The following is a 787-nucleotide window of genomic DNA, read 5'->3' as shown; positions in this document are numbered from 1 at the left end:
CGTTGGAGGCTTAAAACCGCTTACCACGATCCGTTAAACGGTTTAGCTTTGCGCCAAAATGCCCATTTGGAACGGCGGCCGATTTCCAGCGTGCCGCCGTTTTCGCCGTCTGTGGCAATGCACACGGTTTTCAGACGGCCTGAAGCGAGTGCGTCCAATAAAGGCGCAAACCAACGGGTTTCCCAGCTTTCCAAAATATCTTTGTATGCCCAAACATCGCCTGTCTGCAAGGTGGAAACCAAGTCGTCCAAAAAGATAAGGCCGTCTGAAACTGTGCTGCCTGTTTCTTGAACCATCTCAAACCAAGCCTTCAAATCGTATGGTGCATTGATTTTGGGCGTATCTGAAAAACGCGCCCATGCGCTGTCTGAAGCGACAATATCCGCAGACTGTGTACCGTCCGCGTCATTCCACAGCCATAAACCGTTGATTTCCGGAAAGCCTTGTTGTTCACGCGCTTGGTTAATCGGATGCGTGTGGAGAAACATTTGGATTTCCGTCTGCATGGCCAACCAAGACACCGCATCTTCGCCATGTGCCTGACCGTCCATTTCCGGCTGCCCGCACACATCCAAAACACATTCCGCGCCCCAATCTTCAATCTTCGACATACTGAGCAGCCACATACTTTCGCAAAGCGGCTCGAATTGCCAATCTTTATCTTGATAAAACGCCGACAAATCCGCACATAACCGCTGAGCCTCCTCTTTTGGGATGCCGATAAACTCGCCGCTGATAATGTTGACATGGTGCATGCCCATTTGTTGCCAAACCGGAGAGGCAAAAG

General features: G+C 50.8%; 1 protein-coding gene. It reads right to left on the bottom strand.

The genetic code is table 11. The annotated features are described in order from the left end of the window. Positions 1–20 precede the first annotated feature (20 nt). On the bottom strand, positions 21–787 hold a 767-nt coding region (locus ACTHUR_RS13335; RefSeq protein ID WP_440399007.1), incomplete at its 5' end, for a hypothetical protein.

This window comes from Neisseria sp. P0021.S007 (assembly GCF_051956855.1).
This window is presented reverse-complemented; position numbering and strand designations above follow the sequence as displayed.